The following is a 23,523-nucleotide window of genomic DNA, read 5'->3' as shown; positions in this document are numbered from 1 at the left end:
AAGTCAGCAGGCGCGAACACCCAGTCCGATCTGCGCCGACCAGGCAGGATAGAAATCTGATATGTCCGTCGAAGAGATCGCCATCGTCAAACGCGAGCTGCTCGTCCGCCATCTGGAGGCGTGGGCGCCCGCGGCGCTGCATCGCGCCCGGCGGGTGGTCTACGCGCACGGCTTCGCCGACGCGGACGGCGGGCTCGCCGCTTCGGCGGCGGCTCGCGTGCTGGCCGATCAGGCGGATTATGTACGAGGTCGCGAGCTGTCCATGGTGGCCACAGGCACCCAGGTGCCGGCGATCGACGCCTTTCCCGTGCACGCGGTCTCCGGTCCTACGGACAAGATGTTGCCGGTCGCCCTCAAGGCGATCGGGGCTCAGCGCGTACCCCTGCTGGGTTTTCTCGACGGTGCCTCGGCCGGGGTGAGCCCCTCGCCGGCCACGGTCGCGGCGCTCACGGCCGGCAAGCCGGCCGAGTTCCTGCTGGTCCTGCCGCCGGGCGCCGACCCCGACCCCTATCGGGCCGGATGGCCGCTGTGCACGCGGGTGGAGCTCGCGGTGTCGGACGAGCCGGGCGAGCTGCTGATCTACGGCACCACCCTGGGCAAGAGCCTCGAAGGGTTCAAGGAGACGCTGTGGGCGGTCGACGAGTTCGCCGGGGTGCGCTATCGCGACCCCGGCGACCCGGACCGGCACCTGATCGACATCTCGCTGACGCCGCATCCCGGACCGCTGCGCCGGGAGCTTCTCGGCTTTCTCGAGAACGGCGCGGCGACGGTGACCGAGCTGCGGACGTTCGCGCTCACCGAGACGGTCTACCGTGCGGCCGACGCCACCCGCGTGCTGCACTCGCTGGTGGACGCGGGAACGGTGACCCGGTCACCGTCGCACGGCCGTCTCGGCGGAGATGTCGTGATCTCGCTTTAGGACCGGCTCTTGTCCTGCTTCCAGGAGAGCGGGCCGGGCAGGTCGACGCGGTGCGCGCGGGTGCGCGAGTTCCACGACCAGCGGCCGATCTTGAAGCTCCACGAGGAGTAGCCGTTCTCGGTGAAGTTCAGGATCAGCGGGCCGAACTTCTTACGGCTCCGGAAGACGATGCCCATCGCTATGTCCCTCCGTGGGGTTTTCGGGGATGATCCGAAGATTCCCGCCCCGCGGAATCGGCAAACGTCGCTCAGGTCAGCGCGGCTGCCACGCGTCCGGGCGCGTCGTGAGCTTGCGGACGTGGGCCGGCATCCGGCCGCTGAGCACCTCGGCCAGGCTCACCTCGTCGAGCACCTCACGGATGGCGGCGCGCACCGCGATCCAGAGATTGGGCAGATTTTCGGCCGCGCCCGTGTATTGAGTCTCCTCAGGACGGAGACCGCGCACACCGGCCAGCGGTCCATCGACGGCCCTGATGATCTGGCCGATCATCACATCGCGCGGGGGTTGTGACAGCGTGTAGCCGCCCTCGGCGCCACGTTGGGCCCGGACGACGCCGGCCCGGCGCAGGTCGGCCAGCACCGCCTCGAGGAACTTGCGGGGCATTTCCTGGTCTTGAGCGATGGCCTGGGCGGACATCAGCGCCGGGTAGGCCCGCGCCAAACTGAGGGCGGCCCGGACCGCGTAGTCGCCGCGCGCGGAGATCTGCACGTACCCATAATGCCTCGTCGGCGCCAGCGACTCACACATACCCCACGGATATATGGGGATTACCCTCGGTCAGGTGGCAGTCGCTGTGCGGGTATGGCCTGCCGGGGTCCGTGCGCGGCGTCCGCGCGGAACTGTCCCGGGCTCATGCCGACCTCTCGATGGAAGAAGCGCCCGAAGTTCGTGGGCTCGGCGAACCCCAGGTGACGGCCCACCTCGGCCACGGAGAGCGAGGTGCAGGCGAGCAGCCGGCGCGCTTCCAGGGCCACCCGGTCGTCGACGACCTGCTTGGCCGTGCGCCCTGTCGTCGACAGGCAGGCCCGAGTCAGCGTACGGACGGAGCAGTTGAGCTCTTCGGCGTAGTCCTCGACCCGCCGGCTGTGCGGGTGCCCGGCCTCGAGCATCGAACGGAAGCGCGTGTACGTGCGGCTCTCCGGCCCGGCCGTGTCGGCCCCGCCGAGCAGCGCGATGCGCAACAGCAGGACCCGCAGCTGGGACCGCAGCAACTCGCCGGCCAGCGGACCCTGCCGATGCCGATCGCAGTCGACCGCGAGCTGCGCGAACTCGCTGATCACCGCGTCCTCGTCCTCGCCGCGCAGCTGCCACCGGCCGATCGCCGGCTCCTCGTCGCCGGCCAGATGCGGCTCGAAGGTGACGGCCGAGGCGGTCAGACCGTTGCGTCCCACCCGCAAGGCCTGGCCCGGCCGGATCCAGAGCAGCGTGCCCGGTCGGCAGGAGTGTGCGAAGAAGTCCACCTCCACCGCGCCGTGGCCGGCGGTCGCCAGCAGCAGCACGTGGAAGGGCAGACGGTCAGGCGCCCGGGAGCCGATGGCGTCGAGCGCGCAGGTGCCGACGCCCGCCCATCCGGGCGGGCGGAAACTGGTCGCGGTGTCGCGCGAGGCTGCAAGGGACATCGCGCCGACGGTAACCGGCGATGACCAGCACCGCATCCCTGGTCCGGCCGGTGTTTTCCGTGGTCGGGGAGTTATTCGCCCGCAGACATGGAAATGTCCGTTTCTTGACCCGGATTCCGCTATTTGTCCGGTTGTTGATTTTGCGCCGTAAAAGAGCGACCCGCGCGGACCGGCAGTGTCCGCGCGGGTCGCTTCTTTGTATTTCTATCGACCGGCCAGCAGCCGGTTGACCGCCGCGTCGACGTCCAGGTGTTCCGATTCCCGCCCGCGCGGCACCACCACATAGGTGCGCCGGAGGAATCGGACAAGGACGCTGCGAGGCACTTCGAACAGCGCATTGCCGTCGGGCGACGACAGCGCCAGGGCGACGAAATCCCCCCGGGGCGTGGCCCACGGCCACACCCGGACGTCGCCGATGCCCGCGGGCTCATCGAGCCCGGTCACGAGCAGTTCCCGCGCAAAGGACCAGCTCACGGCTTCCCCACCGGCTGATTCTGCGTGGAACAACACGTGGACCGCATACGGGTCGGCTGGGTCGTAACGCAGACTGGCGCGCACGGGCAGTGCCGTGGCGTCAGGCGCTACGAGCCGCAGCGAGGTCTCGACCTCGACGGTCGTTGGACGAATGGTACTCATGGACGAACTCCCCCCGGCACCGCTGCGAGGCTGGTGAACCCCGCGTTTCCCATACTCAGGTGATCCCTGTCGTTACGCTCCGCCATACGCTGATCTCACCCAGTAGTGGGAAGACGGTTCCGAAAACCCTTTGGTACAAGACGAAAAGCGATATCTTGTCCTGTTCTGCCCAAGTACTCGGTTCCGCCCGGCGTCGGGTGGTCCAGCAGTTGACTTACTCCGGTAACGTCCATTCCTCCCGGGTAGTGACGGGGACCCGGAACACTGGGGGATGAAATGACTACGAAACCTGACGAAGATCAGTCCCCACTCGGTGTGCTGGACAAGATCCGCGCGAACCCGACGGGCAGACTGGCCCTCAAGATCTCGGTAGCCACACTCGGCGCCATCGTCGTCGCCGTGGGCATCGTGCTGATCCCGTTCCCCGGCCCCGGCTGGGCGATCGTGATCCTCGGCCTGGCCATCTGGGCCATCGAGTTCGCGTGGGCCAAGAAGCTGCTCGAGTTCACCAAGAGGCACGTGCAGAGCTGGACCCACTGGATAGCCCGCCAGTCCTGGCCCGTGAAAATCGTCGTAGGCCTGGTCAGCTGCGTCTTCGTGTGCGCGATCGTCTACATCTCGGTCCGCCTGAGCCTCGGCATCGACCTGATCGAGGAAGGCCGCAAACTCCTGGAGTGACCCCTGATTCGCGACGGCGGACCGACGTCTAGTACAGTCAGTCCTCGTTGAGGGCGATTAGCTCAGCGGGAGAGCGCTCCGTTCACACCGGAGAGGTCACTGGTTCGATCCCAGTATCGCCCACTCACAGTTCCTGCAGGTCAACGGCTCGTTACCAAGTTATGGGTAACGAGCCGTTCGCGTATCGCCGCTTACTGCGGGAGCAGATTGGGAGCAGAAGATCGTTTCGGGTCGGAGGTGGGCGCGATGAGGATGGAGGCAACGCCTGGCTCCGTGGGCTTGGTCGGAGTCGGCTACGAGGGTTTGACGGTCGGCGAGCTGGTCGCCCGGCTCGCGACGCTCAGCGTGACACGATTAGTGGACGTCCGGCTGAACCCCATCTCCCGCAAGCCGGAGTTAAGTAAGACGGCGCTCGGTCAGGAGTTCGCCGCGGCAGGAATCCTGTATGAGCACCGGCGCGAACTGGGTAACCCGAAGATCAATGGAGCCGGTTTTGCCGCCAAGGGAAGGCAGCGAGCCGATGCCCGTGAGAGATACGCGCGGCTGCTGGCTGGCGCGGAGGCGAGTGACGCCTTGGTGCGCTCGCTGAGGCCGGAAGCCGGGAGCGGGTCGCTGTGCTGTGTTTCGAGGCCGAGCAGGACCGTTGTCACCGTGATCTGGTGCTGGAGGAGGCGCAGCGCCAGCGCGGCCGGGGGCTTGAAGCTGATGCGTCGACGCCCCGCCTGGTCGCAGGGAGGCCAGTGCCGTCGACTGCGAAGAGCTGGCGTCGACCCGCTGGATGGCCGGGCCAGGCCGAGGCGGTAGCCGACCGGGACTGGCCACGGAAGCGAGTATTCCACTCAACGATCCAGTCGACCGCGGTCTGCTCAAGTTCGTCCGAGCACGGACGGGCCTACCGCGGGTACGTCCGGGCCTACGTCGCCTGGCTGGCCGAGGACGCTGGCGCGAACACGCGGACGCCTTCACCGACGTCGTCGGCGCCGAAGCCGCGGTCACCGCCCGGCGCCGCCGGCTGACCGAGAGCCGTCGGCCGGCTCCGACCATCAATCAGGCCCTCGCGGTCGTCGACCAGCTCTACGAGCACGGGGCAGGCTGCGCCTGACCGTCGACCGGGCCCGGGTCCCGAGACTTGGCGCCCCAGACGCACTCACCTCAGCCGAGGAGGGACGGGCAAAGCGTGCGGCTCGCCGCCGCGGTACTCGCGACACGCGATCATGGAACTGCTGCGCACCACCGTCCGCGAGCCCGAACGCCCGACACACCTCGGGCAAGTCGTACGACCATACCGGGTGCAGGGCGTCGGCGATCGCGTCGCGCAACTGGATGGCGGTGGTGCCTGCGCCCCCGAAGTCGGCCCGCACCGCGGTTAGGCCGCAGTCGACCGCCTCGCCCGCAAGTTTCCGAACGCGGTCAGGTCCACACCCCGACTCACGCCTCTTGGCTCAACCAAATCGAGATCTACTTCTCGATCCTGCAGCGCAAAGTCCTCACACCCAACGACTTCACCAGCCTTGACCAGGCCGAAGACCGGCTCACCGCCCTCGAGCAGCGCTACAACGCGACCGCCCGGTCCTTCAATTGGAGATTCACTCCGGCCGACCTCGAGGACCTCATGGCCCGGATCGAGCGACACGAACAAAAAGAGCAAAACTCCCAGCAACCCGCCAGCTGCGCCCACCAGCCTGCCGCACACGCCCTGGCCGCGTAACCCCGAAGGACTTACGCCCCGGACCAATAAGGCGTGAGCTGGCCAGGCCCTGGACAACCCGACGGCTCGCAGACCGGAGCGTCACGACCGGGTGCGGCGACGCTGCACTCACCCGCGATCACGGGTCCTGCTGCCGTATCCGCGTCCTTGACTCTGGCCCAGCACGCGTCTACCGGAATCTTACATTTCACTGCGTTTAAAGAATCAATTAGCTAACCGCCGGTTGGACCCTACCCGGCCGAGTGCAATGATAGAATCTGTTTCTCCGTTGTCCACATCTCTGAGGGCGAGACGCAATGGATCCGAGCGGAAAACGACGCAGTTTTTCCCAGAGACTGGGCACCAGGGGTGAGAACGAGTTTCGCAACTTTGCGCTACGTCGTGGCCTGACAGCAACGAAGGTTGAGGACGATTTCGGTATCGACTTCTTCTGTCAGATCGACCTGGATCCCAACGCGCGTGCAAGCGACGTAGCAGACACGGTGGTCCATGCTTTCGTCAGGGCGACGCAATCGAGCCCGCCTCGCATCAAACTCACGCGCGCGGACGCTGAGAATCTTCTGCGTGCCAGAGGTTGCATTTTTATATCCATGATCACGTTCCGGCAGGATGGGGCCTCGGTCGTATATCATCGTTTCGTCGATGTCGAAATGGCGGAACGCCTTGCGCTGTTCCTGGGTGATGCTGATGTGGACAGTCACTCGATGGTTCCTGCCGACCTTTTTCCGGAAGGTCAGTTCAGGGAAGACTTGTTTAAGGCGGCATCCCCTGGAGAGCAAGAACGCATCAGGATCGAGCGCGCGCAACGTGGCTTAATTAGGCATGTCCCAAGCGCCTCTATCGAGTTGCGCAGATCGTCGGGCGGGCATGCGACCGTTGTAACATCTTTCGACTTCTTCGACTTCTTCGGTCACATGACAGAGTCTGAGCAGGATGCGCTTTATCTCGCCACCTTCGGGGTGCCGAAACTACAGCAAGAGAGGCTTGGAAAGCTTGCACTGAAAGAAGGTGTAGTACATAGCCTTAAGGCGCTGCCGGAGCCGTACGTGCTGATGGGTCTCACAACTATGTATGACCAGGCCCTCGCCGTTGTCAACGGCAAAGACCGGGTTGAATGCAACTTCACTAGAACCGGTAACCGCCAACATTTCGGGTGGATACATCCGGCTGGCGCTAGTTTGACCGTTTCCTCGGCGAGGAAAGTCGATGATGTTTGGGTGCACGAAGCCAATCTTTTCTTGGACGACGCAGTCTTAGCCTCTCGAGAGGATGCCGGCGAGCTAATTTCTTTTATCGAATCAGTGGTCGATGGCTCTGAGATTCACGACTCAAATGGTCGCGTTCTTGGTGCCGAATATTTCCGCGGTCTACTGGAGACCGCAGCGTTTGTGCGTTGGTGGAGGACTGCGGAGGCGATAGAGGGCTGGCAAACGGATGCGGTCTACCTCTGCGACGCGAAAGAGGAATTCACGTATGCGTCGCTCTCAGTGCTTCAGAGGCTGGCCGATGGCGAAGTTCCTCCGCATTTTAAGTTTGTCCTAGAGTCCGGACTTTCGAGTGAGGTGATCGAAGGCGGAGAGTCCCGACCCGGTAAAGAGGCTGCCGATACTTTCCGGCGCAGGATAGCTGAGTTCAATGTGCCAATAATCATGAGCACCTCTCGTAGAACTCTTATCGCGACTGTGCGGTGTAGGGGCGATATCTACGAGGACGGCGACGGATATTTCGTCGGCATTAATGCAAACTCGGTTGAGGGCTTGTCTATCGAATGCCGCCCGCTAATCAACCGATCGACTTCTTACCCGGAAGTTATCCTCGGCGCAGGGCAGCCGACACTGATTATGGGACCGAGTGGTTCGGTCCAAGGCAAGCTGGCACCCGAAATCGAGGATCTTGAAATCGGCCCCGTTCGTGATTAGCGGAAGCAATGCGCTTCGGCGGGTCACACGTTGCGATGCGGACGCCCTCTTCTGCCGCAATCCGCGCGTCAGCCCGGTCCATCGACTACTGAGCGTGAGCGGCGGACGTGCGTCGCCAAAATGGCCGGCGTTGCAACGTCCTCCAGTGCCCGTACCAAGCTAGTGTCGCCGCCTCGCCTGGGCCGACCTGCGCCGGCTCACGAGGCGTCGTATTCTTCGTAGTTCATGGGTAAAGGTCCTGCCGGACAGGCATGCCGCCTGGTGGGCGATGAAATGCTGCCGGGGTCTCGCCGTCGCGGAGCCACAGGGCCCGGTCATTCGAGGGGTGCACGATGACATCGCCAGACTCACGGGCCGAGCGTGATCGATTAGCGCAGATTTATCTGGATGTGCAGGGCATGGCGCGTGCGCTGGCGAGGCCGGGAGCACCCAGCTTCATGATCCTGCTTTCCAAATATGTGATCGACGGCGAGGAGTACAGCGCGACCGGGCTGACGGTGTCGCCGGAAGCCACACCGAATCTACGCCAGACAGCGAGCGGCTTCGAGTGCGACGCCTCTTTCTTACCCGACCAGTTGGCCCCGTCATCCAGCCAGGGCAAGGAGATCGTCAACGGTGAGATCGTCGTCAGGATGACGGTTTACCTCAGAGACATCGCCCAGGTCATCCCGCTGCCCTAGGATCCAGAACGCGGTCATTACGACCGCCCCATCGACTCCGAACGCGCCTCGCCCTCTATAGGCCGCGCGGCCACATGCCTGCAACCGGCTGGCTGACGATCCATGAGCGAAACCCTCAGTACCGCTCGCACTGTAGTTATGGGACCGTCACGAGTCAGGCATGATTTGACGGTGACTCACTTCGTGGCTGGCCGGTCCTACGCCCGCGTCTACAGTGTCCGGCGCCGCCAGCAGTTGCACGACTATCTGCTTCGAGCGGTCGAGCAGGCTGGCGGTCGCGTGCTCTACAGCAGCGGGTTCGAGCAGGCGCCGGTCTTCGTCGGCGTCGAGGCGCCGACGGGTGAGCGCGTCGGCGTGATGGCCTACCCGTTCACCGCCAACCACAACGTGATCAGGAACCGGCCCTCCGACGAACACCGCCTCCAGATCAGATACGGCGGGGAGAGTACCTGGGGCGGCGATCACGTCTTGGGCAAGGACATCGCCTCTGTGGATACCACCCTTGTGCTCGGTGTCCATCTCGAGGCCGACCTGTTCGTCGGGCTCGACGCGAACCTCTACGACCCGCTCCCGATGGGGATCTCCATCGAGTTCAAGCAGAACCACGTCGATGCAGCGCAAGGCCCTGACGGATGGCACATCTTCGAGCGTGACAACACCTCGGGACGGCGGCGGCCCGACCGCCGCGCCCCTGACGGGCTCGAGACGATCGTGTTGTTCAAGCCGCACCGGCTTCTGGACTACATTCGGCTCGAGCGCAAAGCACTCGATCTTAGGCTCGACTCGGCTCTACGGTTTGTAGCCGCCGCGCAGGCCGCCAAGCCTCGCCGTGACGCGCCGGCCTTGTCGTCAGTCCATGACCTGGAGAAGCAGTTCGAGATGAGCGCCGCCCAGATCATGGAGATGATCAGCCAGCGGAACCGGCTGGCGGTGGCGGTGCGCGGTGGCGTCGCCGAGCACCACCTTGAGCAGGTGCTGCTGTCAGATCCAGAGATCCGCAGCTACGAGGCCCTAGACGCGGACGGCCAACACGATTTCGACGTCTGGATGCGCGACGGCAGGACCGCCCGCGTCGAGTGTAAGAACGCATCGCCGGACCGATACGCGAACAACGACATGAAGGTTGAGGTGCAGAAAACTCGAGCAACCCAGGGAGACCTGGCCGGCCGCTTCTATCGCCATGATCAGTTCGACATCGTCGCCGCGTGCTTGTTCGCTCCTACCGGGCAGTGGACGTTCGCGTTTCTGCCGACGGCAAGAATGAAGAGGCATGCGAAGCATCCTGATCGGCTGGCGCCCATCCAGCGCATCACCGATGAGTGGTCGGCCACGCTGGCCGGTGCCCTCAGGGATTGAACGCGTAGGCCGGGCCGAAGCGCTGCTCGGCTGTCCGCGTCAGGGAACTCCGCGGTCCGGAAGCTTCTCCGCGAGAGCGGATTTGACTGCGATCAGCCGGTCAACAGCCTCATCGGGGACCTCGTGCTCCCAGACTCGCACGACGGTCCAGCCGGCCGAGCGCAGCCATTCGTCAGTCTCGCGGTCGCGGGCAACGTTACGTGCGATCTTGGAATGCCAGTAGTCTCGGTTGCTGCGCGTCGGCCTGTAGTGGTCGGGGCATCCATGCCAAAAGCAGCCGTCGACGAAGACGGCGACCTGGAGCCTCGGAAACACCATGTCAGCGCGGCGTGCACGGCCGGCGACCGGCCGGGCGTCCACGCGATACCGGAGACCACGGCGATGAGCGGCGCGCCGGATCGCTAGCTCTGGCCTGGTATCACGGCGGCGATTGCCCTGCATCACCCGACGAACCGCCGGTGAGGTTGCGGCGGGCGCGCGGAGGGGCAGTTGCTTGCCAGCCGCTGGCGCCGCTTCGTCCTTGGGCTCACTGCCCACCAAGATCCCCTGCACCGCCGATCCTCGGGGTTACCGCGCTGACCTGGCAATTCATGGCTAGCCAGGCAAGATGGCCATACCCGAGGCTATCCGAGGCGATCAGCGTCCGCGCCGCTTGGCGGCGTCGCCCAACAGCTGAGACGATCGAGGACACTCCGCTAACTTCCCCCGGTCTCACACGCCGACGTTCTCCCGGCAACCGCACTAGCGCCTGGCCCTGGCCAAAGCCAGTACGGTAGCTCGGAAGTTGTCCATCAATCTGATGAGCTGCCAAGTCCGTCGGTGCAATGACAGCCGAGGGTCACGCGCTGCGCACGATCACTACATGTGGTGACTGACCGTGCAGGCGCTGTTGCCCTAGAGAGCGACACCGCAGGTTCCATGTCACAGCCACGCGTGGCTGGTACTTGAACCGTCGAACATATGTGGCACAGTGTTGTCCCATGGGTGGCGTGGCGATTTCCCTCTTCTCGGGGGCAGGAGGATTGGACCTCGGCGTTGAGCGGGCGGGGTTCGAGGTTCGAGCGGCAGTGGAGCGCAACCCGGACGCTTGCGACACGATGGAGAAGAACTTCAGGCATCTCGCTTCTCCGGTGATCCGTAAGGACATCCTCAAGACCGATACCAAGGAGATTCTGCAAGCGGCAGGCCTAAAAGCAGATGAATCTCCCGAGCTTCTGGTCGGCGGCCCTCCCTGCACGCCCTTTTCGAAGTCGGGTTTCTGGCTGGACTACAAGCGTGCTGGCTTGGACCCCGACGCTTCGCTACTGCAGGCGTACACCAAGGTCCTCGCTGAGGCGAAGCCGCGGTACTTCATTCTCGAGAACGTCTACGCACTGACCTACAACAACGCGGCTAGCCGCCCGGCATATGAGCGCCTCCTCAAGGAGATCACTGCCGCCGGCTACACCTTCGACAAGGACGTCCTGCACGCGGCGAATTACGGCGTGCCGCAGGCACGGCCGCGCTTGTTCATCCTGGGCTCACGCGAAGGGGAGCCGACTCCTGTACTGCCGCGTCCGCGGCACGGCGGAAAGTGGGAGCGTCGCTCGACAGGCAACGAGGACGTACCACACGTCACCGTCGGGGAGGCACTCAAGAATCTCGTGACCGAGCCGGAGCCCGAGGAGATCGTGGGGGGCAAGTACGGGCATCTTCTCCCCGAGATTCCACCGGGAGAGAACTACCTCCACTACACCGCCGAGCGGGGACACCCCGATCCTCAATTCCGCTGGCGGAGCAAGTACTGGTCATTCTTGCTCAAGCTTGATCCCAATAAGCCGTCGCCCACGATCCAAGCGCAGCCCGGACCATACGTCGGCCCGTTTCATTGGGATAACCGTCGCCTGCGAGTGCCCGAGCTGAAGAAGCTGTTCACATTCCCGGACGAGTTCGAACTCGTCGGAAAACGAGCCTCTATCCAGGCCCAACTAGGCAACTGCGTGCCGCCGTTGCTCGCCGAGCAGGTGGCCCGCGCGCTGCCTGCCTGAGCAGCCGCCAAGACCTCCCGCCTGCGCCTGCCCGGGCGCGTATTGTGCCGCCCGGCCTCAACCGCCGTGCTCGGGGGCCTACTTGTGGCGGCGAGCGAAGGGGCGCCGCAGCTCCTCGCCCTATAAGCTATCGGTGTGGTCGGCCGCGACGGTCTCAAGTGTGGTTGACGGCGCTGGGCGCCGGCCGCTGACGTAGCGGAGCACAGCATCCTCCGTCGCGGAGGCAAGGGGTGGCCAATGCCATGTGCCATTCCTGCTGGCTGCTGGCGTCGCAATGGAAGTCACTTAATCTCTGCGCGAGAAGGTTCGGGAATCGCCCGAGGCATTCCTGCAGCGAGGCAGGTGCCCATAGGACCGCACTGCGCAGGAGATCGATAGAGGACGTGTAGATGTCCAGGCCGATGCCGTGCTCCTCGACGACGGATAGGCTCATTTTAGTGGCGTTGATGTGTGGCTGAGCCGGGGCGAGCGCCGCGTAGACAGCCTTGCCGATACCTTTGGCTGCCAGCCGCTGACTGAACTGCCAGATCTCGGAGGGCAGGACAGGCCTCTGCTTCGCCTCGGCAGCCAGGATGACGGTCGCCGCGGGTGCGGCGGGCTGGCTGTCGCCGCTGCTGTTAGCTGGCGACCCGAGTGGATCAGCCAGCACGGCGATGTCGCCGGGGACATGGACGCTCGGATCGTTGATCGCGCCGCCAATCACCCGACCCGGATACGCAAGATCCAGGCATGCGGCGACGAAGGCCTGGCCGCGTCGGCCGCCCTCCGGGTTGAGGGCAATGAAACCACCGGCAGCATTACCAAGGTGGAGCAGTCCGACACCGGTCGCTCCCAGATCCAGCGCGGCGCCGCCTCGGCCGAGCGCTCTGCGAGCGCGGATGAAGGCCGCCAGAGCCAAGGTGGCCTCCTCCGCCTGCAGGTAGTCGGCTCGCTGGAGGCACTCAACCAGATACTCGAGGTCTGGGCGATCGGGGCTATGAGGCGGGACGAGATCCTTGTGGATGCTGTTCTTGGCGAAGAATGGCTGGTTGTTAAACGGCTCCGCTCCGTGCGTGCGGATGTCGATGCGGCTCTCCACGCACAGCGGGACGAAGACACCTTTCGCGAGGGACCGCGGCGAGTATCCGCGATGCACGCCGCCGCTCTTCAGCGCGAGCGCGCTGACCTCGGGGTTGGTCGCCTTGGCGAGTAAAGCGGTTCCCAATACGGGGGTATAGGTCCGGTTACGAGTAGCGTCGATGCGTGTCGTTCGCTTTGTCCACTCGTCAGGTACTGCCTCGTTGCTCGTCGCGAGCTGAAGGGCCGTGAGGAACACCGCGCGCGCCTTGTCCTTCGAGACCTTGAGACGATCCTCTTGCACAGCATCCGCTCCCAGTACGGCCAGTATCCGCAGGGGCTCACGCTAGACGCTCGATGCAACGCTTGCAGCTTGACATCGGTTTGAAGTCGGCAGCAAGGGGCCTAGCGCTGGCAATTTGCGGACGTCCCCGTGCTGTCGGGGCTGCGGACGGCGACTCGGCCCAAGTCAGCGCTGCTTGGGCTGACGGGCGGCAGGCGATCAGGGCCTGCGGCAGTCGAGCCGCCCTGTACACCGCCTCCCGACTCGGATTCCTGCTCGAGTGCCGGCACACGCCGGCCTTGATCTGGGCGCGTCGCTGCAGCGGTAGGCGCGCACGAGAGGCTGTCGCGGAGTAGCTGAGCGGCGCTATTTCGGGAGTGCGTTCAGCTGCTCTGCTCAAGGCCCCGGCCAGCCGGTGCAATTACGGCGATCGCCGATGCGTCCCGCTCTATGAGGACTATCGGGTCTAGAACACCATAAGATCCATTCTGGGCGATTGGCGCCGCAAACGATCGGCAACACGTCCTCGCCGGGGAAGAATGATCGAAAGCGTCGCCGGTAAGGCTTGGGGCATCCAGGCTCCGGCCGAAGACGGCGGAGCCCGGATGCGGATTCATTCAGACGTGAAGCCTGGCGACTTATCAGCGCCCGATCGGGGCCGCGGGCGCCTAGGGTTTTCCTCTTCCTCTATGCCTGCTCTGAGTGGTAGATCGAATTCCTTCAAATTTCCGTTGGACATCGATTCGAGATGTTCGACCAGAGATTTGATGTTCGGTTTCGACGCTCCGAGGCGGATGAAGAATTCGGCTCGGGACAGCTCCACTGTCGCCTCATTCAGCACTGTGGCAAGGCGGCGTAGCTCCCCTAGAGTTAAGGTGAGTGTGGCTTGGTTATCGCCATATTTGCCTTTCATGTTATTTCGCCCTTCTGCTCGCAAACTGTGCGGCTGTCTGCTTATAGGCAGTCATCGAGTACGCGTTTCGCTGGACCACCCTGACACCCAGGGCCTCGTCGTACGAGCCGACACCGCAATCCACGAGGGGAATTCCGTCCCCCCGGCCGGCGAAGCCGTCGAGATAATCGGCCAATGCGTCGTCCGACATCTCGAATTGGTGGTTCCGGGCAGACTTCGTAGCCACCTCCTTTGCGGCTTCCTCGCGAATGTGCAGAACGCCCTGATAGGCGGCGTCGCTGCATCCATCCATTCCGCCCACATTGTGAACCAGAACCGGAATAACATAGTACGTGTGAATTTCAGCGACAGTGAGGTCACGCATGTTCTCGCTGCCGATGTAATTGCGGACGTTGATGACACTCTGCTTGCTTCCATCGGCGGTCATGAGTGTCACGCCGGGAACGAGTAGCCCAGCAGGCACCCACATCCCGGAGTTTTGATTCCAGAAAGGATGATTTACCGTGGTGCGAAGGACCGCGTCGGCTTGTTCCGGATGCTGACGTCCTTTCTCGCAGGATTGCCGGATCGTCCGCACGGTGACATCCGTCAGGTAGCTGTCTTGGTGGGAATGAATGACGGTTACGGTCTTGAGTGAGGTCTGGCCCGTAACAGGGTCGGTGGTGCAACCTTATCGCCGACTTTGATGTCGCGGTTTTTTCGTTCTGCCGTTGGCCATGAGGACGCGGGTGTTCGGCGCGAAACTGTGGATCTTACAGCGTTCGAATAGCCTTCCAACCGCTGAGCCAACCTTTTCTGACCTGGCGACCTTCCCGACGGTCTGACCTGCCGTGAGGGGCGCCTTCGCCTTACCGCCGGGGAAGGGCAGGAAGAAGCTGGCGACTTCGCCGCCGCGGTAAGTCCAGGAGTCGGTATGGACGAAGCACTTAGTGGCACCGAGGCTGATGGCGTCTCGGACGGCTCCCGTGAGGCTGAAGGTGGAGGCGTCGCCGATGCCAGTGAAGAAGTCGACGATGCCGCCGATTGGCCCAGTGGTCAGGGTCTTTTCCGATGGTCTGAGCATCGCCAGTTTCTCGAAGAAGTTGCAGTCAGCGCAGAGCCCGGCGGGGTCGGTGAGTTGCAACGGGTTATTTGCGGCGTAGGCGTAGGGCTGGAGGGTGCTGTCGATTTTGGGTCGATGGTGAGGAATTGGCCGGTGATGGTGTCGTAGTCGCGGGCGCGGAGGTAGACGAGGCCGGTGGTGGGGTCGGTCCAGTTGCCGGTGTAGCCGATCGCGCTGCCGGTGATGCCGGCGTGGGCGGTGCGGTTGCCGTAGGCGTCGTAGGTATTGGTGGCGACGGTGGTTCCGGCGGCGTTGGTGATGGCGCGGACGGAGCCGATGGCGTCGGTATGCAGGTATTCGATGGTGCCGTCGTGGCCGACCTGGGCATACGGGGTGAGGCCAGGTCCGTACAGGTAGCGGTGTGTGCCGTGGTCGAGCAGTAGCGGCATGGTTCCGCTGGCGGCCCAGACCATGTTCGTGGTGGTGCCGGCTGCGGTGCGGGCGACGCGTAGTTCCGGGAAACAAGGCCGATCAGAAGAGGCGCAATCGCAGGTCACAGCCCCGCCGACACGCGCATCATCACGGAGAGTGGTGACACCCATGTGTCACCCACGCGCCACCCAACCTTCCACACAGGCTGGACAACGAAAGGCCTGACCCGCGTTTTCGCAGTTCAGACCCTTGTTGATCAAGTGCGCCCGAAGGGACTCGAACCCTCTAACCTTCTGATCCGTACCGCGACGCCAGCAAGAGCATCTGAGTCGTAGGGCCGGATCAGTCTTCAGGGACCTTCTTACCGGTCTCCTGCTCGTAGTCGTTGGTCCAGGTCCGGTGGAGGAGGTGGGGTGTCTCGCAGAGGTCCAGCAGGTCGGACCAGTCGGCCGAGCGTGCCTGGACTCCCATCTCGATAAGGTTGCGGATGACCGCCTCGAACGTGATCCGCCCGCAAAGCATGTGCTGCTTGTTGAATAGAATCGCGTCCGGGCGAAGCTGGGAAGAGCCGAGGTGCAGGTGCGGGCGTTTCTCGTGGGACTTGCCGGTGGGATGCCAGTGGTAGTCGACGACCGCAGTGCCGTCGCTGGAACGGATCGAGTAGTCGTAGCCACGTGTGGTCACCCGGTAGGGCCCATAATCGGCCCGGTCATCCTTGACGATCTGGTACTTCATCCGGGCACGCAGCTCGAGGCCCTTGCCCTGCAGTGGGAGGTAGCCGTCGTTGTCGAGCTTTGCGCCGGTCAGGTAGAGCCCATGGGTAACCCCGACAATGTCCAGACCGCCGGGAGTCACCGTGAGCTTTGGGTCCGCAACACACTTCAGCGCGTCCGTCAGCGGTGTGACGAACGCGCTGAACGCGCTGTAGGGGTCTTTACCAGGCATCAGGCAGCAGCATAGCCACCTGAGTCACCTTCGGGTCGTCATTGCGGCTGTACTCACCGGCGTGCCATCGCCGGGCGAACTCGTCGGCACCGATGCCGAGGGCACGCTGGCACTGCTCTTCAAGATATTCGCGGTGCTCATCGGCGGTCAGCTCCACCACTTCGATCTCGCGTGCGCTACTAGCAGTAAGCATCGCACTACTCCTCTCGGCGTGTGGTCCAACGGTACCGGCCAGGTACGACAACCTTGCCTCATCCTCTGTGCTTCGGCAAAGCGAATGCGGCTCGGTTTCTCCGGACTCCTACCCTAATATATCGGACTTTACGCCTGATCTTGCCCATTAGGCGCGCTCGCAGTCCTGCTGAGATTCCCCCGCAATGAGGGCGAGGTGACGCCCGCCACCTCGGCGCCAGCTGTGGATTAGAGGTTCCGCAGCCCTCCGGCCAGCTAACGGGACGAACACCGCCATCGGCTCGCGCCGCTTCGTCCGCACGGGAGACATCACCAGCTAGAACCTCCTGATTCGCCGGGTACGGACGATCAGGCCGTCAGATCAGTAGGGCGGCGATGGCTCGACCGCAGCGGTTTGAGCGTCATTGCAGTTGGGGGGCGATCGGCGTACCGGACCGCTGTGCCGTCGCATGCACCGAAGCGTCTTGCAAGCGAGATTGTCATACCCAAGAGGGACTATGACGGGGTGACGACATCGGTAAGCGAGCTTCTCGCAGCCGTCGTGGCACGCGCCGCGGCAGACTTCGTCGGCCACAATGCGTATGTGCGAGGCGGTAATGCAGTGCACGCCGTGGCGACCGTTCGTTGGCTGGGCGACCTCGAGGTGCCGGCCCCTCTGTGCCATGTCGGCGTCAGCGGAGGAGAACTCGCTGCGCTGCGACCGACCACCTCTGCGGTAACTTGCCGACGGTGCCTGCGCAGACGAGGCCCGGACGAAAGCAGCTGGACGCCCGCTCCTAATCAGCAACTGTCACTTTTTCCTGCCGCCTGAACTCGCTGTACGAGGCGCACACCGTCCGTGCCGGGCTGTAGACGAGTTGGCGAACTTCGGCGATCACGTAGCGCACGAACGGCAGACCCAAACCTGAAGTTCGACGCGTCGAGGTTGACGACGTGCGCCTGGAGCGGCGCGCCCTCGGTGAACGTAGGGCGGGGATGGTCTCGAGGATCGTGCTGAACAGGCCGAGAGTGCCCGCCCGGGCGACATCCTGATCACCGTGGTGGTCGGCGTGTTGGGCACGGCCGTTCTGGCTACACGGATCGCCGACTCAGGCAGTCGCAGCGTGTAGGCGGGAGGTGAGTCCCCCCGTCGTTCGATCACGGTGGGGGACACGCCATCGGCCGCACCCGCAAGCGGCTGGGCCTGACCCGATTCGACGGACACGGTCGATGTGTTGATCCTCGAGCTACCTTCAGAGCTGGTAGTAGCCGGACGTTGGTGCCAGTCTCGTAGGCGGCTGGGCTTTGGTAGCCGAGACCGGAGTGGCGTCGGCGGGTGTTGTACTAGTGAAAGGTCAGCTCGTCATCGGGCGGGCGGTGCCGCAGTGCGTCGTCGAGGGCGGCGCCGACCAGGTCGGTCTTCAGGTGGGTAGCCACATCCCAGCCCACGACCCGGCCAGGATTCGCCAGCAGTCGTTGGGCTCGATGGCTGAGGGGCTTCTCCAAACAGCCTTCCGACGCCTGAGTTTCTTGGGCGCTCAGTCGGCGAAGCTGGTGCGGTACCAGAACCAGTCGGGCATGCTCGGCATCTGTAATCCGAGTTCGGTCAGGGCTGCGTCGAGCAGGCTGTCCCAGTCGACCCGCGAGTCTAGGATCTTGAGCGGCTCGGCGTCTTCGTCGTCGTAATATGCCTCGTCGTCCGCTTCGAGGTGCTCGATGGAGTCATTGACGACCACGACGTAGGAGTTAGCCGCGGGCCGGTCGAGATCGTGCAGGGGAGAGGATGGCTCGAGTTGCCACCCGAGGGCCGGCCCTCCGCTGGCTTCGCGGGTCCAACCCGGCGGTGAGATCTCGATCGCCTTGTCGAACATGATGGGCGTCTGGGCGTCGTAGGCGGCGCGCTGCTGCTTGGTGGGCTGGTGGCCGCTCAGGCCTTTGGTGAGTTCGCTGGTGGCCCGTTCCGCGAGATCGTGAGTCGGGTCGGTCTCGTCGTACCAGGGCGTGGTGAGGCGGGCCTGAGGCGTCATGCCCTTGAGCGCCCAGTTGCCAGGGCCGCCGAGCTGGTAGCCGTAAACCACGAATGTCTGGATCATTGTTCGTCCTCGCGTGAGATGTACACCGTGCTGGCCGGGTGTCTAGCGGACCAGTCCCGCAAAGGGCCGTCATCGGGCGAGGTTGATCAAGCTTGCGGGGTTTCGTCGAGTGGGCGTAGTTGCGTCCGCTCGGTGCGTGAAGCTGTGCCGGATTCGGTGCGCCGGGAGGGGCGGTGAGGTGGAGAGGCGGGCTAGGCGCAGGCGGTGTCGCGCATCGGTGGCTGGGCAGTGCCCTGGCGGCGGCGCCGCGACAGCCGTCATTGTCTGCGGCGGCCTACCTAGCGCGGAGCCGTAAGAGCACCTCACCGTGCTACCAGGCGAGTTCGATGCGGGTCAATTCCCTGAATGAGTGGCTAGCGGTCGGTGTGTCGGAGGAACTCGGCGCTGGCGGAGGCAGCCGGCCGACGCTAGGGTCCATGGTGGTCGCCGGCGCGGTGCTAGGCGGCGATCATTGCTGTGACCTATCGAGCAGTCGGTCACGGTGCTCCTTGTACCCGCGCACGCGGGGTGCTCACTCCAGCAGCCGCCCGAGGTTCAATGGCGCTGCCGCACGGCTTGTTCACTGACCGGCAGAACGTCGGGCGATCAGTGCATCCGCCCCTACGCGGCAACGTCGCTCGCCTTCTCGGCGGAACGGCTGGAGTCACCCAACCGTGCCCGGGATCGGAGAACCACATGCAACGGCCACCACGCTTCTTCTGCGGGATCGATTGGGCCGACCAGGACAACGCCGTCGCGGTGATCGACACCCGGACCGATGTCGTGCACCACCGGCAGATCGCTACCTCCCCCGACGGTCTTCGCGACCTGTTCACCCTGCTATCCGGTCTGCTCGCCAGCCATCAGCACAGTCGCAAGAAGGTTCCGATAGCGATCGAAACCAACGCCGGCCTGCTGGTGTACGCACTGCGGACCCGCGGCCAGCCGGTGTTCCAGATCCCGCCGACCGACATGGCCCGATACCGCAAATACCGGTCGGCGACCAAGAAGAAAGCCGACCGTTCCGACGCCGAACTGCTGGCGACATTGCTGCGCGACAAGTGGAGCCAACTCCAGCCCCTTCCGGACACCAGCCCAACGGCCGCGGCCATCACGGTGCTGGCCCGGGCCCAGTACCGCTCACAGCTGCTGCGCGAGCAGCTGCAAGCCAAACTGCGCCGGCTACTGCGCCAGGTGCATCCCGTCGCGCTGATCGCCTGGGAAGGACGCGACTACGGCCTGCGCCGCGCGGAAGCGCGGGTGGTCCTAGAAGCCGGCCCCACCGCCGAGGCTGCGGCCAGGCTGACCCAGTACCGCCTGTCGAAGATCCTCGCGCCGGTACGGCTTCGGCTCGTCGACGACGAGGCCTACCGACTGCGCGACCTGTTCACCCAACCGGTCCTGCGGCTACCCCGTGACATCGAGATAGCCACCGCCGTAGAAATCCGCGCCCTCCTCGCCCAGTTCAACCACGCCTGCGAAACCACCGCACACCTCACCACCAAACTGACCGACGCGTTCCTGCAGCACCCGCACGCCCCGACCTATCTGTCGTTCCCCGGCTGTGGCCCTCTCGGCGGTGCCCGGCTGCTGGCGGAACTCGGCGACGACCCCCACCGCTTCGCCAGCGCCCGAGGCCTGCGCGCCTACGCCGGACTCGCCCCACTGACCTGGTCCAGCGGCAATAGCAGACAGGTCACCCACCGGTACGTCTGCAACCGCCGCCTCAAAGCCGTCTGCCACCAGTGGGCGTTCTCCTCCCTGACCCGATCACCCGGCGCCCGGGCCCGCTACGACCAACGCCGTGCCGCAGGCGACAGCTACGGCGGCGCCTTACGCCATGTCAGCTCCCGCCTGCTCACCTGCCTGCACCACTGCCTGGCCACCGGCACCACCTACGACGAACGCCGCGCCTTCACCAACCGGCAGCAGCTCGACTAGAAACCCGCCGCGCAGGTCGCGGAGGGTGACCGGAGACGCCTGAGTAAATCCCGAGCCACGAGCTCTGACGTGGGAGCGGCGCCCGGTCATCCCCCCGACCCTCGCAGCACCCGCAAACCGGCCGCCCAGAACATCCCCAAGGAGGCACCATGCAACCCGCCGACATCTCCGCACCCCGGCACCTGATCGACCTTCTCCGCCAGCCACACCGCCCGAGGATGGCCAGTATCGCCGCCCTCGTTCCGGCCGCCGATCACGATGGGCCGATCAGCGCCCTGGTCAATGCGGCGACCGTTCTCGACGACGAACAGCGAACCGCCGACGCGGCCCGCGTAGCGCTGCGATGGGGCACTGCCATGATCAGCGTCCACACCGACACCACGCCGACGGCCGCCACGGCCATCTACTGCGGCGCCATCCGCCTGGCTGGCTACCTCGGCGGCAAGGCGGTCGCCCGGTACTGCGATACCCACCCCAGCACCGGCGGCGACACGACGCTGCGGCACCACGTCGACGCGCTAACCAACCGACTCGGCCACGACCCGACCGCCGACGATGATCAGGCTATGCTGACCCTGGGACTGCGTCTGCGTCGTCATCTCACCACCTGCGGCTACACCAGCCCCGACCTGTATGCCGTGACCTTGTTCTCCGGCATCGGAAAGGCCGACGCCAGTTGCCGTGCCGCAGCAATTGGCCATCTCGCCCACCAGATCATGGACGAGCAGTCACGATATAGCTGCGCAGCGGCAATCATGGAAGCCATCCGAGAAGCCCCGTTGCCGCAGGCCTACGCCGGGCTCGCGGCCGACGTAGACCCGCCATCGTGTTGACGTCTCCGCGACCACGCGGGCGAAACCAGCGAGTCTTCGCCATTCCGGGTCGTCGTTGGGGCGCCAGGCGTTGGCAGACGACTGATGTCGCCAGCGGGTGAGTGCTAGCCGAATCTCAGTTCCCACCTCGCGGCGCACACGGATCGGCTATGGGTAACACCTGACATCGCGAGTAACGTCAAGCCTGAACGCTCGTTGTTCCCCGTAGAAGCAGGCGGAGCGGGCCCGCAGACACGGACCCGCTCCTGGTGACACGGTCAAAGGCTCAGGAACCGGTTGACCATGTCGTACATCTCCGCGTAAACGCTCATCACCTGATTGGTGATGAGCGTTTCGTGTTCTCGGCACGCCTCCCACAGGGCGATCCCTCGCAGAGCGAGAGTGATCGTCCGTGACAGCGGGCTCGAGGTGAGCCTGCGGAGGACTCTTCGGATCCGGCTGGGCTCACCGGCCTGTTCGGGCTGGCATTGGCCGCACGGATCTCTTCGTCGTGTGGACACTGGTCCGTCGAGCTCCTCTCCTTGGGGACTAGCGGCTATGTAGCCGCTCGAGCGGAGGCTGCATCGCGGCCGTCCCGCCATAAGGAGATTCGTCGAAAGCCCGGGGCATCGCGGGCGGGGCACCACCTCCAGGCCTCGGCGCGCTGCGGCGGGTGCCGCGGCATCGCGACCACGGCACCGCCGGGCATGGCGAGCCACTGTGGACGCGAGTAACTCTCCCGGAAAGATGTCCATCACAGCCGCACTTTGTGTCCGTCGGGATGCTGTCACTCGATCGGGTGGTCCGTGGGACAACGTCATACGAGCTAGGACACGATGGGCTGATGGATGCGGCACATTATGCGTACGAGCAAGCGCCAGCACCCGACCCGCGGGCCGTGGAGTCGGCCGCTGATCTGGCCGAACAGCTACGGCGGCTGCGGATGTCGGCGGGCAGGCCCTCGCCCATCGACAACCCGCTGACGCTGCGCGAGCTCGCGGTCCTGACCGGTCTGCCCCACAGCACCCTGGGCAACGCCGAGTCGGGCCGCGTCCTGCCGCGCGTCGAGGTGGTCTACCGCATCGCTCAGGCCTGCGGGGTACCGGTTGAGCAGTTGCCCTGGTGGACTGCCGCGCGCAACCGAGTGGCGATGGGACGGCGGCGGCCGTCACCGCACGCGGTCGCGGCGCCCCTTCCACGGGAGAACCACGGTCTCAGCGGCTCCGTGGTGGCCGACGAGCACAACAGTCAGGCCGACGCGTTGCTCGTCGAGCTCGGCGGGGTCGGTTTCGAGAAAGCTGCCGGCTGGCTGGCCACGCAGCCGGCCGAGTCGGTCACCGCGTTCCTGCGGCGCCTGCACCCGGCCCTTCGGGCGAACCTGCTCGCCGTGATGGACCCGGTGCTCGCCACCGGCCACCTCGCCGCCCTACCGCCGAGCGACATCGTCGCCTGCCTCAACCACATGGACTCCGGCGCCGCGGCGAGGCTGCTCACGCTGGCCCCTGCCACCGACGCGGTCACCCACCTGGCCCAGATACGCCCACAGGCCGCCGTCGACGCGCTGGTGGCTATGCCGGCCACCGCGCTCGCCGATCGCCTGAGCCATCTCGATGACGAGGTGATGCGCCAGACGGTGCGCCGACTTCCGCTGGCACGGCGGACCGCGCTGCTGACCGCAGCGCCACTGCCCGAGGCTCTCTGCAGCGAGCTGCTGTTCAGCCTCGGCTTCGACGACCTCGCCGCCCTGCTCACCACCCTGACGCCCGGCGTCGCCGCGCGGCTGCTGGTCGCCCTGCCGCCGGACCCGGCCGCGGGACTGCTCGCCCACCTGCCCGCGAGCGAGGCCGCCCGCCTGCTCAAGCGCCTTCCGTGCGATCACGCCGCCGCCCGGCTGGCGGCGATGACCGACCAGCAGGCCGCCGGCCGGCTCTCGCGCCTGCCGACGCGCGCGGCAGGAGAGGCGCTCTCGCAGATGCCGGCACCGTGCGCCGCGCGAATTCTCGCCTGGGTCAGCGACGCCCGCCGAACCGCGATGCTGCGGCAGACCCGCGCCGACCGCGTCGTAGCCATTCGCTGGTACACCGAGACACCCGACTACCGGATCTGGCTCCGCGATCGCATGGCCGAGCCGGTCAGAGACGGCATCGGCGGATCGGCAGCGCTGGCTGAGTTGCCGACCTTGAGCGACAGGCCGCTGTCGTTCCCGCGAGCAGCGGCCTGAGACAGCGGCGCGCCCTGGTCGCGCGCCAACGACTCCTACAGGCGATTTCGCGTTAGTTGCAGGGCGTCGATTTGTCGGATCGCCTCACGCGAA

Annotated in this window: 21 protein-coding genes and 1 tRNA gene; 11 read left to right on the top strand and 11 right to left on the bottom strand. The window is 65.2% G+C overall.

What is annotated here, in order from left to right; all coding sequences use genetic code 11:
• The first annotated feature begins 61 nt into the window (after nucleotides 1-61).
• Entirely contained in the window at nucleotides 62-919 is an 858-nt protein-coding gene (locus ACQP2X_RS39895) for a hypothetical protein (RefSeq protein WP_498690804.1), read from the top strand.
• Here ACQP2X_RS39895 and ACQP2X_RS39890 read toward each other — a convergent pair.
• The 4 genes from ACQP2X_RS39890 to ACQP2X_RS39875 all read right to left on the bottom strand — a co-directional run bounded on the left by ACQP2X_RS39890 (nucleotide 916) and on the right by ACQP2X_RS39875 (nucleotide 3,174).
• Complete coding sequence (locus tag ACQP2X_RS39890; RefSeq protein WP_498690802.1) at nucleotides 916-1,095, bottom strand: DUF4236 domain-containing protein; 180 nt, start codon at nucleotides 1,093-1,095, stop codon at nucleotides 916-918. The two genes, ACQP2X_RS39895 and ACQP2X_RS39890, sit on opposite strands and share 4 nt — an antisense overlap.
• Before the next feature lie 76 nt (nucleotides 1,096-1,171).
• The gene (locus ACQP2X_RS39885) at nucleotides 1,172-1,627 is read right to left on the bottom strand and encodes an RrF2 family transcriptional regulator (RefSeq protein WP_097325192.1); all 456 of its coding nucleotides are present in this window, start codon (nucleotides 1,625-1,627) and stop codon (nucleotides 1,172-1,174) included.
• A gap of 59 nt (nucleotides 1,628-1,686) precedes the next feature.
• On the bottom strand, nucleotides 1,687-2,538 hold the full coding sequence (locus tag ACQP2X_RS39880; protein ID WP_498690801.1) for a helix-turn-helix domain-containing protein: 852 nt from the start codon (nucleotides 2,536-2,538) through the stop codon (nucleotides 1,687-1,689).
• 204 nt (nucleotides 2,539-2,742) lie between these two features.
• Nucleotides 2,743-3,174 (bottom strand): SsgA family sporulation/cell division regulator, encoded by a 432-nt coding sequence (locus ACQP2X_RS39875; RefSeq protein WP_020514863.1) that lies wholly within the window; start codon nucleotides 3,172-3,174, stop codon nucleotides 2,743-2,745.
• 276 nt (nucleotides 3,175-3,450) lie between these two features.
• Here ACQP2X_RS39875 and ACQP2X_RS39870 point away from each other — a divergent pair, with 276 nt between their 5' ends.
• From ACQP2X_RS39870 to ACQP2X_RS39845, 6 genes are all read left to right on the top strand, one after another.
• On the top strand, nucleotides 3,451-3,852 hold the full coding sequence (locus ACQP2X_RS39870) for a TIGR02611 family protein (RefSeq protein ID WP_498690800.1): 402 nt from the start codon (nucleotides 3,451-3,453) through the stop codon (nucleotides 3,850-3,852).
• Between the two features lie 51 nt (nucleotides 3,853-3,903).
• Nucleotides 3,904-3,975 (top strand) — tRNA-Val (locus ACQP2X_RS39865).
• A gap of 123 nt (nucleotides 3,976-4,098) precedes the next feature.
• On the top strand, nucleotides 4,099-4,656 hold the full coding sequence (locus tag ACQP2X_RS39860) for a DUF488 family protein (protein WP_498690798.1): 558 nt from the start codon (nucleotides 4,099-4,101) through the stop codon (nucleotides 4,654-4,656).
• A 1,200-nt stretch (nucleotides 4,657-5,856) separates the two neighbouring features.
• Complete coding sequence (locus ACQP2X_RS39855) at nucleotides 5,857-7,479, top strand: hypothetical protein (protein WP_498690797.1); 1,623 nt, start codon at nucleotides 5,857-5,859, stop codon at nucleotides 7,477-7,479.
• A 332-nt stretch (nucleotides 7,480-7,811) separates the two neighbouring features.
• Nucleotides 7,812-8,159 carry a hypothetical protein gene (locus tag ACQP2X_RS39850; protein ID WP_498690795.1) on the top strand — a complete coding sequence of 116 codons (348 nt, stop codon included), beginning with the start codon at nucleotides 7,812-7,814 and terminating at the stop codon, nucleotides 8,157-8,159.
• A 171-nt stretch (nucleotides 8,160-8,330) separates the two neighbouring features.
• On the top strand, nucleotides 8,331-9,515 hold the full coding sequence (locus ACQP2X_RS39845; RefSeq protein WP_498690793.1) for a hypothetical protein: 1,185 nt from the start codon (nucleotides 8,331-8,333) through the stop codon (nucleotides 9,513-9,515).
• A gap of 39 nt (nucleotides 9,516-9,554) precedes the next feature.
• Here ACQP2X_RS39845 and ACQP2X_RS39840 read toward each other — a convergent pair whose 3' ends face one another.
• Nucleotides 9,555-10,067 (bottom strand): very short patch repair endonuclease, encoded by a 513-nt coding sequence (locus ACQP2X_RS39840; RefSeq protein ID WP_498690791.1) that lies wholly within the window; start codon nucleotides 10,065-10,067, stop codon nucleotides 9,555-9,557.
• Between the two features lie 428 nt (nucleotides 10,068-10,495).
• Here ACQP2X_RS39840 and ACQP2X_RS39835 point away from each other — a divergent pair, with 428 nt between their 5' ends.
• Complete coding sequence (locus ACQP2X_RS39835; protein WP_498690790.1) at nucleotides 10,496-11,542, top strand: DNA cytosine methyltransferase; 1,047 nt, start codon at nucleotides 10,496-10,498, stop codon at nucleotides 11,540-11,542.
• Between the two features lie 154 nt (nucleotides 11,543-11,696).
• Here ACQP2X_RS39835 and ACQP2X_RS39830 read toward each other — a convergent pair whose 3' ends face one another.
• The 6 genes from ACQP2X_RS39830 to ACQP2X_RS39805 all read right to left on the bottom strand — a co-directional run bounded on the left by ACQP2X_RS39830 (nucleotide 11,697) and on the right by ACQP2X_RS39805 (nucleotide 18,477).
• Entirely contained in the window at nucleotides 11,697-12,902 is a 1,206-nt protein-coding gene (locus tag ACQP2X_RS39830) for a restriction endonuclease, SacI family (protein WP_498690787.1), read from the bottom strand.
• Between the two features lie 893 nt (nucleotides 12,903-13,795).
• A complete protein-coding gene (locus tag ACQP2X_RS39825) occupies nucleotides 13,796-14,371 on the bottom strand; it encodes a polymorphic toxin-type HINT domain-containing protein (RefSeq protein ID WP_498690785.1) in 576 nt (191 codons plus the stop codon).
• Between the two features lie 458 nt (nucleotides 14,372-14,829).
• A complete protein-coding gene (locus ACQP2X_RS39820; RefSeq protein WP_498690784.1) occupies nucleotides 14,830-15,438 on the bottom strand; it encodes an RHS repeat-associated core domain-containing protein in 609 nt (202 codons plus the stop codon).
• A gap of 172 nt (nucleotides 15,439-15,610) precedes the next feature.
• Nucleotides 15,611-16,213, bottom strand: coding sequence for a hypothetical protein (locus ACQP2X_RS39815; protein WP_498690782.1), 603 nt, complete (start codon nucleotides 16,211-16,213; stop codon nucleotides 15,611-15,613).
• Nucleotides 16,203-16,406 carry a hypothetical protein gene (locus ACQP2X_RS39810; RefSeq protein WP_498690781.1) on the bottom strand — a complete coding sequence of 68 codons (204 nt, stop codon included), beginning with the start codon at nucleotides 16,404-16,406 and terminating at the stop codon, nucleotides 16,203-16,205. Before ACQP2X_RS39810 ends, ACQP2X_RS39815 begins: the two co-directional genes overlap by 11 nt.
• Nucleotides 16,407-17,922: 1,516 nt before the next feature.
• Complete coding sequence (locus tag ACQP2X_RS39805) at nucleotides 17,923-18,477, bottom strand: hypothetical protein (protein WP_498690778.1); 555 nt, start codon at nucleotides 18,475-18,477, stop codon at nucleotides 17,923-17,925.
• Between the two features lie 537 nt (nucleotides 18,478-19,014).
• Between ACQP2X_RS39805 and ACQP2X_RS39800 the strand changes: the two genes are divergently transcribed.
• The 3 genes from ACQP2X_RS39800 (at nucleotide 19,015) to ACQP2X_RS39790 (ending at nucleotide 23,430) form a co-directional block, all read left to right on the top strand.
• Nucleotides 19,015-20,397 carry an IS110 family RNA-guided transposase gene (locus ACQP2X_RS39800; RefSeq protein ID WP_498690775.1) on the top strand — a complete coding sequence of 461 codons (1,383 nt, stop codon included), beginning with the start codon at nucleotides 19,015-19,017 and terminating at the stop codon, nucleotides 20,395-20,397.
• A gap of 149 nt (nucleotides 20,398-20,546) precedes the next feature.
• Nucleotides 20,547-21,230, top strand: a complete 684-nt coding sequence (locus ACQP2X_RS39795) for a hypothetical protein (RefSeq protein ID WP_498690773.1) — start codon at nucleotides 20,547-20,549, stop codon at nucleotides 21,228-21,230.
• A gap of 823 nt (nucleotides 21,231-22,053) precedes the next feature.
• Nucleotides 22,054-23,430 carry a magnesium transporter MgtE N-terminal domain-containing protein gene (locus ACQP2X_RS39790; RefSeq protein WP_498690772.1) on the top strand — a complete coding sequence of 459 codons (1,377 nt, stop codon included), beginning with the start codon at nucleotides 22,054-22,056 and terminating at the stop codon, nucleotides 23,428-23,430.
• Nucleotides 23,431-23,523 lie beyond the last annotated feature (93 nt).

The sequence above is a fragment of the Actinoplanes sp. CA-131856 genome (assembly GCF_050956135.1).
Lineage (GTDB): Bacteria > Actinomycetota > Actinomycetes > Mycobacteriales > Micromonosporaceae > Actinoplanes.
The sequence above is the reverse complement of the archived record's forward strand: the minus strand, read 5'-3'. Positions and strand labels throughout refer to the sequence as shown.

What these genes read in the sequence shown, in the direction of transcription:
- ACQP2X_RS39820 (WP_498690784.1), bottom strand. Translation starts at nt 15,438, where the DNA reads ATGGGTGTCACCACTCTCCGTGATGATGCGCGTGTCGGCGGGGCTGTG.
- ACQP2X_RS39800 (WP_498690775.1), top strand. Translation starts at nt 19,015, where the DNA reads ATGGCGCTGCCGCACGGCTTGTTCACTGACCGGCAGAACGTCGGGCGA.
- ACQP2X_RS39890 (WP_498690802.1), bottom strand. Translation starts at nt 1,095, where the DNA reads ATGGGCATCGTCTTCCGGAGCCGTAAGAAGTTCGGCCCGCTGATCCTG.
- ACQP2X_RS39870 (WP_498690800.1), top strand. Translation starts at nt 3,451, where the DNA reads ATGACTACGAAACCTGACGAAGATCAGTCCCCACTCGGTGTGCTGGAC.
- ACQP2X_RS39805 (WP_498690778.1), bottom strand. Translation starts at nt 18,477, where the DNA reads ATGATCCAGACATTCGTGGTTTACGGCTACCAGCTCGGCGGCCCTGGC.
- ACQP2X_RS39895 (WP_498690804.1), top strand. Translation starts at nt 62, where the DNA reads ATGTCCGTCGAAGAGATCGCCATCGTCAAACGCGAGCTGCTCGTCCGC.
- ACQP2X_RS39860 (WP_498690798.1), top strand. Translation starts at nt 4,099, where the DNA reads ATGAGGATGGAGGCAACGCCTGGCTCCGTGGGCTTGGTCGGAGTCGGC.
- ACQP2X_RS39835 (WP_498690790.1), top strand. Translation starts at nt 10,496, where the DNA reads ATGGGTGGCGTGGCGATTTCCCTCTTCTCGGGGGCAGGAGGATTGGAC.
- ACQP2X_RS39850 (WP_498690795.1), top strand. Translation starts at nt 7,812, where the DNA reads ATGACATCGCCAGACTCACGGGCCGAGCGTGATCGATTAGCGCAGATT.
- ACQP2X_RS39855 (WP_498690797.1), top strand. Translation starts at nt 5,857, where the DNA reads ATGGATCCGAGCGGAAAACGACGCAGTTTTTCCCAGAGACTGGGCACC.
- ACQP2X_RS39875 (WP_020514863.1), bottom strand. Translation starts at nt 3,174, where the DNA reads ATGAGTACCATTCGTCCAACGACCGTCGAGGTCGAGACCTCGCTGCGG.
- ACQP2X_RS39815 (WP_498690782.1), bottom strand. Translation starts at nt 16,213, where the DNA reads ATGCCTGGTAAAGACCCCTACAGCGCGTTCAGCGCGTTCGTCACACCG.
- ACQP2X_RS39795 (WP_498690773.1), top strand. Translation starts at nt 20,547, where the DNA reads ATGCAACCCGCCGACATCTCCGCACCCCGGCACCTGATCGACCTTCTC.
- ACQP2X_RS39790 (WP_498690772.1), top strand. Translation starts at nt 22,054, where the DNA reads ATGGATGCGGCACATTATGCGTACGAGCAAGCGCCAGCACCCGACCCG.
- ACQP2X_RS39880 (WP_498690801.1), bottom strand. Translation starts at nt 2,538, where the DNA reads ATGTCCCTTGCAGCCTCGCGCGACACCGCGACCAGTTTCCGCCCGCCC.
- ACQP2X_RS39810 (WP_498690781.1), bottom strand. Translation starts at nt 16,406, where the DNA reads ATGCTTACTGCTAGTAGCGCACGCGAGATCGAAGTGGTGGAGCTGACC.